General features: G+C 63.7%; 8 protein-coding genes. 4 read left to right on the top strand and 4 right to left on the bottom strand.

What is annotated here, in order from left to right; genetic code table 11:
• Positions 1–6 precede the first annotated feature (6 nt).
• On the bottom strand, positions 7–762 hold the full coding sequence (locus AC1Q7Q_RS14975; protein WP_492376686.1) for a DeoR/GlpR family DNA-binding transcription regulator: 756 nt from the start codon (positions 760–762) through the stop codon (positions 7–9).
• A gap of 276 nt (positions 763–1,038) precedes the next feature.
• Here AC1Q7Q_RS14975 and AC1Q7Q_RS14980 point away from each other — a divergent pair, with 276 nt between their 5' ends.
• From AC1Q7Q_RS14980 to AC1Q7Q_RS14990, 3 genes are all read left to right on the top strand, one after another.
• Positions 1,039–1,275 (top strand): hypothetical protein, encoded by a 237-nt coding sequence (locus AC1Q7Q_RS14980; RefSeq protein ID WP_492376685.1) that lies wholly within the window; start codon positions 1,039–1,041, stop codon positions 1,273–1,275.
• 578 nt (positions 1,276–1,853) lie between these two features.
• The gene (locus AC1Q7Q_RS14985; protein WP_492387182.1) at positions 1,854–2,252 is read left to right on the top strand and encodes a fimbrial protein; all 399 of its coding nucleotides are present in this window, start codon (positions 1,854–1,856) and stop codon (positions 2,250–2,252) included.
• 106 nt (positions 2,253–2,358) lie between these two features.
• Complete coding sequence (locus AC1Q7Q_RS14990) at positions 2,359–2,706, top strand: hypothetical protein (RefSeq protein ID WP_492376683.1); 348 nt, start codon at positions 2,359–2,361, stop codon at positions 2,704–2,706.
• A gap of 1,177 nt (positions 2,707–3,883) precedes the next feature.
• Here AC1Q7Q_RS14990 and phnY read toward each other — a convergent pair.
• The 3 genes from phnY to AC1Q7Q_RS15005 are packed head-to-tail and all read right to left on the bottom strand — an operon-like array spanning position 3,884 to position 7,418.
• Positions 3,884–5,347, bottom strand: coding sequence for a phosphonoacetaldehyde dehydrogenase (phnY, locus tag AC1Q7Q_RS14995; RefSeq protein WP_492376802.1), 1,464 nt, complete (start codon positions 5,345–5,347; stop codon positions 3,884–3,886).
• Between the two features lie 48 nt (positions 5,348–5,395).
• Positions 5,396–6,673, bottom strand: coding sequence for a phosphonoacetate hydrolase (gene phnA / locus AC1Q7Q_RS15000; protein WP_492376801.1), 1,278 nt, complete (start codon positions 6,671–6,673; stop codon positions 5,396–5,398).
• Between the two features lie 31 nt (positions 6,674–6,704).
• Positions 6,705–7,418 (bottom strand): phosphonate utilization associated transcriptional regulator, encoded by a 714-nt coding sequence (locus AC1Q7Q_RS15005; RefSeq protein WP_492376800.1) that lies wholly within the window; start codon positions 7,416–7,418, stop codon positions 6,705–6,707.
• Between the two features lie 328 nt (positions 7,419–7,746).
• Here AC1Q7Q_RS15005 and AC1Q7Q_RS15010 point away from each other — a divergent pair, with 328 nt between their 5' ends.
• Positions 7,747–8,880: a 2-aminoethylphosphonate--pyruvate transaminase gene (locus AC1Q7Q_RS15010; protein WP_492376799.1), complete on the top strand. Its 1,134-nt coding sequence runs from the start codon at positions 7,747–7,749 to the stop codon at positions 8,878–8,880.
• Positions 8,881–9,043 lie beyond the last annotated feature (163 nt).

Raw genomic sequence — 9,043 nt, forward strand, 5'->3', positions numbered from 1 at the left:
CCGCCCTCAGGCGATGCGCAACACCGGCCCGCGCTCCTTGAGCGCAGCGGCCAGCTCGGGCTCAGGCGCCATATCGGAAATCACGTAAGACGCCTTCTCGAAATGCTTCACCAGCACCCCGGCATTACGGCCAAACTTGGTGTGGTCCGCCACCACGCAGGCCACGCTCGCCGCTTGCAGCATGCAGCTGCGCAACTCGGCGGCAGCACGCGAGAAATCGCTCATCTGACCGTCGGCGGTAATGCCGCCGGTGCCGATAAAGGCAAAGTCCGTGTGGTAGCGCGACAGTTGCTCGATGGTGTCCCAGCCGTGGGTGGCGTCCTCGTTGTCCTGCAGCTCGCCACCGAGCATCACCACCCGATTGCCGTTGCGCCGCCCCAGCAGCAGCGCGATGGCGAAGTCATTGGTATAGACCAGCAGGTTGTGATGGCCATGCAGCGCCTGCGCCACGGTGCGGGTGGTAGTGCCGTAGTCGATGATCAGCGAGGCGCCATCGGGCACCAGCTCCGCCGCGCGCATGCCGATGGCGCGCTTGCCCTCGGCATTGACCGCGGCGCGGGTCTGGGTGTCCGGCTCGGCCCGCTCGGGCGTGAGCGCGCCGCCGTGCGTGAGAATCAGCAGGCCGCGCGCCGCCAACGCGTTGAGGTCGCGCCGGATGGTCTCGCGCGAGACATCCAGCTCGGTGACCAGCTCGCTGATGGCCAGCGCGCCGCTGGCGGCGAGCTGGTCGAGGATGAATTTTTGCCGCTGTTCAGCCAGCACGTGGACTCCGCTGCGTAGGAAAAACAAAGGTGGATTCTAACGTGTCGAGCGTGATCGACTTCCTGAACTCCGTCCTTCTCACCAAGCCCCGAAGGATTCCTGCCGCGCCAACAGCGCCAGGTGGATCCAGTGGCAAGGGATTGCGATTGCACAAATCGGCGCGCGGAGCAGATCTTCACATGCCCGATGGATCACGTTGCCTGCCACGCGGCGATAGCATCCGCAGTTTGCCAAAATGGCGCTATTCAATACGCGCTTACGCGCGAAGGAGCCGAAATGCGGCAGAGCGCGATCAAGCCGGATAGCGAGGTATTCCGCGCCTCGGCGGAATTCGAACAAGCCATTGCCACCCATGGCGAGACCGCTGCGCGCGAGCACCTCGACAAGGGCCGGCCGGTCTACTACGCCGATCCCAAATACCCCGGGTTTATCGTCAAGAAGAACCCCGATGGAAGCGAAGAGCTGGCACGCGTCGACCTCGACGGGACGATTACGGTCGTGCGGGCGATCTGATCCGCGCCGCAGCTATGGGTGATTGCCGGCCCCAATGGCTCGGGGAAGACCACGGTGGCGGACCGCTGGTTCTCCAGCCGGATTCCAGTGGTGTCACCGGATTCGATCGCTGCGGAGCTTGTCGACTCCCCCATTGAGGCCGGCCGGCTCTTGCCCCAGTTCGCTAGGCCACCGTATTAGTGGCCATTTCAAAAAAAATTCTGGCGTCGTTGCGCGGCCTTGGCCGATTCACTTGTACTGTCTGCGGCCGCACGCCTAGCCAGTAGCCAGAACCGCTTCGCTTCATTTTGAAACGGTCACTTGAGAACCCATCGATCGAGGGCGCCTTGCCCGACCGCGGCATCGACCTGCCCTCGATACGCCAACGACGAAGCGTATCCTCGTCGACGGCACGCATTTTAGTACTCGTCCTATTCTAAACGACCTGCATTCTCGATATCCTAGTTGCTTCAGGACGCCTTGTCGCCGGTATTTGCACCATTCCGCTTCGGGCTATGGCCGTCGTAAGGCCGCGGGATGCAGACGGTAAGCGGCGCACCGAAAATAGCATCCATCTTTCAGCCCCAGGGTCGATCAAGGTGACATCCGGAGCGACCAATGCCATCGTGTTGCCCACCTTGCTATCACATAGCCTGAAGGCGGTCGGCGCGGTGTCGGATGCATCGGCACCCTTCTCCATTGGGGTGAATTGCGATGGCAATGTGGGGCTGTACGCGACACTCACGGACGCCTCGAATCCGGCCAATATCAGCAATGCACTGACGTTGGCCGGCAATTCCACCGCTGCCGGCGTGGGCATTCAAATGTTCCGCTCGGGCGAAACGACGCCGCTGGGGCTCGGTTCGGATTCGGCGGCGAAGGGAAACACCAACCCATGGCATGTCGGCCGCTCGTCGGCGTCGGCGGGGCAACCTCAACATTCCCCTGGTTGCAAAATATGTGAAGACCGAACCGACCATCAAGCCAGGCACGGTTAGCCCGCGGAGCACGATTACGTTCTCGTATCCGTAGCGTCAACCGGTTTCGGTTCAGTCTGCCCCGCCGCCCCCGCTGACAACGACCTGAAGACATAAGGACTCTCAAATGAAGATGAAGATGAATTCCCCAAGAAAATGGCAGTTGTGGCAGCTTGCCTCGAAGGGCAGCGGATACTGCGCGCTGGCCACCGCATCCCTGGCAAGCCTGCCGCCGCAAAAGCAAGACATCGCCCAGAACATTGCAGCCAGGCTCTTGCCACGCGACCGTTACTCCGACGTCAAGGCAGCGCTATTGGTCCTTGTCACGCTGGAGTTGGGCGATAAGGTGCGCGATGAGGGCCGCCCGCAAGCCGCTGGCACAGCCGTGGGGCGAGCGCTGCACTACGTTTACGCGCCCTGGAGTCTGCAATTTGCCTATCGCCAGCTCAATCACACCGGCCCGGTACCTTGCTGATGGTCCATGGCGCATGGGATCGGCTGGCCAGCTCGGCTGGTGCATCCGTGAGAAGCGTCAAGAGGTTATTTCGTCGGCCAGTTCAGCAACGACGCGGTGACGCTGCCCCTATCGCTCACCATGCCTTGATGACCACTTAGCCCCCTTTCAAGGTGACGAAAATTAGGGCACCCTCCGTGCTCTCGAACAGAAACCGGAGTCAATGTGGAGACTCTGCTCGCATCGGCCAAGCCGGCCGAAGATCCCCCTGCGGGGTTGGTCGTTGTTTCTTTTAGCGGCGTTGGTTTTTGGACCCAAGGGCCATACGACATCCCCCTGCGGGGGCTGCCGGTCACTCTTCTTTGCGTCGGCAAAGAAGACTAACGAGAAGAAAGCCGACCCTGCCGGGCGCAGAGCAATCGCGGGTGCTAGGGGTGTTGGTTTCGTCGTACAGCCACAGTTCTGCTGGCATCTGCCGGTACCAGATTGATGGGCCGCGAATCTGCTATTGCCTGGGATGCGTGGTGCGGCCCCCGGTAGCGGAATCCTTGCCCGTTCGCCAATCTGCCGTTACCGGCGCGAAGCACCACGACACATCGCCCGTCAACGGTTTCGTGGTGGGGCAGGCGCGGTGGTCAGGGTCTGGGGCATATCAACCCGGTGCCACCGCGCCCACGACGCAACCGGTGCGCCTGCAACTTCGTGGCCGGCCACTGCGCGAGCGAAAGACGGCTTGAAGCAAGTGATATCTGCTACCGGGGGCCTAACCACACTCACGGCGCTCGTCCTCCGAGACAAAACCACGAAACCAGCCACACCCGAAACGGCGCAGCACTTCGCCCCGCGAACGGCAGATGTGGGAATGGTCACCGCACACGAGGTCAGGGGCCTCACCACGTAACCCATGGGTCATGCAAGTGCGATGCCCTTCAAGCCGGCATGGCAAAGGCCAGCCAACGCTCCGGGCCGTACGACGTAACCACCGCCCACATAAGCCCGATTGCTCTGCCCCCGGCAGGGTCGGCTTTCTTCTCGTTAGTCTTCTTTGCCGACGCAAAGAAGAGTGACCGGCAGCCCCCGCAGGGGGATGTCGTATGGCTTTTGGGTCCAAAAACCAACGCCGCCCCCTTACCCCTTACCCCTTACCCCCTACCCCCTATCCCCTATCCCCTATCCCCTATCCCCTATCCCCTATCCCCTATCCCCATGGCATCGTAATCGACTTCAGATTAGTAAAACTCTTGATCGCCTCCTGCACCCCTTCCTTATACCCAAGCCCCGAATCCTTGATCCCGCCAAACGGCGTCAGCTCGATACGATAGCCCGGCACTTCCCACAGGTTGACCGTTCCCACCTGCAACTCATCGGCAAAGCGCGCAAAGTCGTCCATCCGATTAGTGCATACACCCGAGGACAATCCAAACGCGGTGCCGTTGGAAATCCGGATGGCGTCATCGATATCGCGGAAGGTAATGATGGGCGAAACCGGGCCGAAGGTTTCCTCCCGCACCACCGTCATCGCGGGATCCACGCGATCGATCACGGTGGGCGAATAGCGCGCGCCGTCGCGGTGGTTGCCGAGCACCAGGCGGGCGCCCTGCGCAACGGCTTCTTTCACGCGGGACTCGAACAGCGCGGCGGCTTCGGCGTCGATCACGGTGCCCATGTCCATGGTGCGGTCCATGGGATCGCCGTATTTCCATGCCCGGGTCTTTTCCACCACCAGCTCGGTAAACCGGTCCGCCACGGCCTGGTGCACCAGCATGCGCTTGACGGCCGTGCACCGTTGCCCGGAGTTCTTGTACGAGCCCTGCACCGCCAGGTCGGTGGCGCGCTCCAGGTCGGCATCGTCCATCACGATCAGCGGATCGTTGCCGCCCAACTCCAGCACCACGCGCTTGTAGCCGGCCTTGTTGGCGATGTACTTGCCGATGCCGACGCCACCGGTGAAGGTGACCAGATCCACCGAGGGGTGGGTGATCAGTTCGTCGGCGATCTCGCGCGGATCGCCCGTGACCACCTGCAGCATCTGCTGCGGCAAGCCGGCTTCATAGAGGATATCGGCCAGGTAGTAGGCGGACAGCGGCACCTTCTCCGAGGGCTTGAGCACCATGCGGTTATTGGTGGCGATGGACGGCGCCACCTTGTGCGCGACCTGGTTCATCGGATGGTTGAACGGCGTGATGGCGCAGATCACGCCAAGGAACGGCGAGCGCTGGGTCATCACGCGGCGCTTCTTGCCGTGCGGGGTCAGGTCGCACGAGAACAGCTGGCCGTCATCGCGCAGGGTTTCATTGGCGGCAAAGCCAAGCACATCGGCCACGCGGCCGATCTCGTACAGCGAATCCTTCTTGCACAGCCCGGACTCCAGCGTGATCAGGTCGGACGCCTCCTCCACGCGCTCGCGCAGCAGCGCGGCGGCGCGGTTGAGGATGGCGGCGCGCTCGAAGCGGGTCAGCGTGGAGCGGTAGGCGCGCGCCACGGCAAACGCTTGGCGCACGTCTTCCACGCTGGCCATCGGCACGGTCCCGACCAGCGAGCCGTCGTACGGGTTGCACACTTCGATCACGCGCTCGCGCATGACCTTCTTGCCATCGATGCGCAGCGCTTCGGCGCGGAAATGCGGGCTGACCTGGCCGGTGGAAAACTTGGGGGCGTTCATGTCGGTTCTCGCGTCAAGAGTTCGGGACGGATACGTATCGGGCAGCGCTCAGTGCAGGTGATTGAGCGCAACGTCGAAGATGTCGAAGTTGCGCAGCTGCGCCTTGCCGGGAATGCCCGCCGTGGCGCGGTTGAACACCAGCGGCACGGTCTGCTCCGACACGCCGCCGTGGGAGCGCAGCGGTGCGTCCAGCCCCGACAGGTCGTGGCGGCTCTGGCTGGTGCCCAACACCACGTGCTTATCGCTGACGATCACCAGGTCACCCACGCGGTCCGGCGGCAGCTCGAATCGCGCGCAGGCTTCGGCGTTGTCGAGCACGCTTTCGATACCCGGCAGGGCCGCCAGCTTGCCCTTGAGCGCGACGCGGTCGACATCTTCCGGCAGGTAGACGGTGGCATAGGAGCCAAGCGCGCCGTGGTGCACCACATAGGGATCGGTGATCGGCAGGATCACGCGCGCGCCGCCAGCTTCCACGCCACGGCCGAGCCAGCTGTCGAACTGGTCCTGCAGGTAGATCACGTTGGGGGCCTTGGTGGCGTCGTCGTGCTTGGCGTTCATGCCGTGGTCGGCGGTCAGCGCCAGCACGCAGCCGAGCGCGTCGAGCTGCGCCAGGTACTTGTCCATCATGGCGTAGAACGCATTGGCGCCGTCCGAGCCGGGGGCGAACTTGTGCTGGATGTAGTCAGTGGTGGACAGGTACATCAGGTCCGGCCGGCGGGTTTCCATCAGCCGCACGCCGGCGGCAAAGACAAACTCGGACAGCTCGGCGCTGTACACGCTCGGCACCGGCATGCCGACAAGGTCCAGCACGTTGTCGATGCCGTTGTCCTCCAGCGTGGCCTGGTCGGCCTTCTCCGAGGAGAAGCAGATGCCGCGCATGCCATGGCCGAGCAGCCGGCGCAGCTTGTCCTTGGCGGTCACCACCGCCACGCTGGCGCCAGCATCGGCAAAGGCGGCCAGGATGGTGCCGGCGCGCAGGTACTTGGGGTCGTTCATCATCACTTCCTCGCCGCGGCCACCGTTGGCGCTGCGATCGAAGAAGTAGTTGCCGCAGATGCCGTGCACCGCCGGCGGCGCGCCGCACACGATGGACAAGTTGTTCGGGTTGGTGAAGGTGGGCACCACGCACGCCCCGCGAAAGCTCGCGCCCTCGGCCAGCAGCCGTTTCAGGTACGGCGCGCGGCCGCTGGCGGCGGCGGCTTCCAGGTAATCGAATTCACATCCGTCCACGCAGACCACCACCACGGGCTGTTTCATCCATTGGTAGGTGCGCTGATTGACAGTGATGCTCTGGGCGGCGACGCTGGAAAGGTTCGGGTTCGACATGTCGGGGTTCCTGTGCGGGAAAGGAAAGGCTTCAGGGCTGATCGGTTGCCGCGCCGCCATCCACTGGCGCCACGGCGGCATGCATGCGGGCGCGGCCGCATTCCACGTGCTCGCGCATCAGCCTGCCCGCCAGCTCGACATCGCGCGCGGCGATGGCCGACACGATCTCGCGGTGCTCGCGGGTAGAGGTGGGGATGGCGTTGCTGTCGGCGCAAAGCGCCTCGCGCCGGAACAAGGTGAGTTCCTTGACCAGGCGCCGGTAGGTTTCCACCAGCTTGCGGTTGCCGGCGAGTTCCACCATGCGGTCATGCAGGGTGAGGTTAAGACGGGTGTATTCGTCGAGGTCGCGCGCGGTGCTGGCCGCGCTCATGGCCTCGATCAGCGCGCGCAGCTCACGCACGCCCTGCGCCGTGATGTTGGCGGCGAGCAGCCGGCCTACGTACTCATCCAGCACCGCGCGCAGCGCATAGATCTCGTCGGCTTCTTCCAGGGAGATGGCGCGCACGAACACGCCGCGGTTTTTCTCGGTGCGCAGCAGGCCGGCCTGCTCCAGCGCCCGGAAGGCTTCGCGCAGCGGGCCGCGCGACACATTGAACTCGCCCGCGAGTTCGATTTCATTGAGCCTGGCGCCGGGCAGCAGGCCGCCGGACACGATGCGCATTTCAAGCTCGCGCTGCACCAGGGTGGTCAGCGACTGGCTCTGCAGGATCGCGATATCGCTCGACTGAGCGGCTGGCCGTGACATGAAGACTCCTGATTCGGGTACATCGAAAATCCTGGTTGTCATTAAAGCAAGCAGTTTGTATATTGTCAACAAACTAGGCGGCGGCGAGGAGAGCGGAATGACGCGAACATCCCGGAAAAAACCAGCCTCTCGTCTTATAAGCGTTATAAAACAAATACTTATAGTCAATATGAGGCGATGCGGTGGTGGCGCGACATGCCACAAATCATCGCAACAATTTCACCAAATTGACACACAATACCACTTAAAATGCCACAAGGAGCCCACCCCAAGCTGGCATCCGTGGAAATCGTCAACCACTCCCCTGATCCCAATCCAGGAGCACGCCATGATCCGCGGCAACGACCCCATCCTGCTGACCCCCGGCCCCCTCACCACCTCGCTCGCCACCAAGCAAGCCATGCTGCGCGACTGGGGATCGTGGGACAGCAGCTTCAACGCCATCACGCGCAGCCTGTGCGACGACCTGATCGCCATCGTGCGCGGGCAGGATACGCACGTCTGCGTGCCCATGCAGGGCAGCGGCACCTTCTCGGTGGAAGCCGCCATCGCCAACGTGGTGCCACGCGACGGCAAGGTGCTGGTGCCGCAGAACGGCGCCTATTGCCAGCGCATCCTCAAGATCTGCAAGGTGCTGGGACGAGCCAGCGTGGAACTGCCGATCCCCGAAGACCAGCCCGCCACCGCCGCGCTGATCGAAGCCGCGCTGCTGCGCGATCCGTCGATCACCCACGTGGCGCAGGTGCACTGCGAAACCGGCGCCGGCGTGCTCAACCCCCTGCCCGAGATCGCCGCACTGTGCGCGCGCCTTGGCAAGGGCCTGATCGTCGATGCCATGAGCTCCTTCGGTGCGCTGGAGATCGATGCGCGCACTATGCCGTTCGACGCGCTGGTGGCCGCCACCGGCAAGTGCATCGAAGGCGTGCCGGGCATGGGCTTCGTGCTGGTGAACAAGAGCGTGCTGGAAGCCAGCCAGGGCAACAGCCATTCGCTGGCGCTGGACCTGTACGACCAGTACACCTACATGCAGAAGACCACCCAGTGGCGCTTCACCCCGCCCACGCACGTGGTAGCCGCCTTCCGCGCCGCGCTCGACCAGTTCCTGGAAGAAGGCGGCCAGCCGGTGCGCGGCGCACGCTATCGCGCCAACTACCAGACGCTGGTGGGCGGCATGGCCGAACTGGGTTTCCGCCCCTTCCTCTCGCCCGAGGTGCAGGCCCCCATCATCGTCACCTTCCACGCGCCGGACGACGCCCGCTACGACTTCAAGACCTTCTACGCCAAGGTGCGCGAGCGTGGCTACATCCTCTATCCCGGCAAGCTGACGCAGGTGGAAACCTTCCGCGTGGGCTGCATTGGCGCAATCGACGCCAATGAGATGCGCAATGTGGTGGGGGCAATCGGCGAGACGCTCGCGGAAATGGGCATCGAGATGAAAGCACCGCTGGCCAGGGCGGCCTGAAGCACTTGCGGAGCCATCGCCCCGGCGAACGCCCGCCCTCTCCCCCGGCCCCTCTCCCACAAGTGGGAGAGGGGAGCCAACCAGCCGCAAGATCAACCAACTGTGGTAGCCGTGTTTCCCGCCCGAAGGGGCGGGAAACACCCAAGCGCGATGCGAAGCGAGC

The sequence above is a fragment of the Cupriavidus sp. GW823-FHT07A04 genome (assembly GCF_058794615.1).